The organism is Chryseobacterium sp. SIMBA_028 (assembly GCF_046535285.1).
Lineage (GTDB): Bacteria > Bacteroidota > Bacteroidia > Flavobacteriales > Weeksellaceae > Chryseobacterium.
Genome location: NZ_JAWRWZ010000545.1, coordinates 1 through 255, shown reverse-complemented (window position 1 = coordinate 255; position 255 = coordinate 1). Strand labels below are relative to the sequence as shown.

General features: G+C 22.4%; 1 protein-coding gene. It reads right to left on the bottom strand.

Annotation, left to right across the window (positions count from 1 at the left end):
• The coding region (locus SCA31_RS24435; RefSeq protein WP_410699566.1) for a hypothetical protein at window positions 1-255 on the bottom strand (255 nt) is incomplete at both ends.

Here is a 255-nt window from a genome sequence, read left to right as displayed (position 1 = left end):
ATAAGCATTAATTAAATTAGCATGAGGTATTTTTTCATTTATTTTATTCAATAAGCTAATATTAGCAGTTTCTCCTCCTATCATTATAGTTTTCAAGCCTTTAAAAGGTAAACAATCATGACTTAAATCAATTAATTCATTAAAAATAGAAGGAGTTGTATTTATAATCTCTAAATTATTATCTACTATATACTCCGGTAATGATACAAATTTAAAATAATCATAAACATATATTTTTTTGCCGTTTATTAAAGG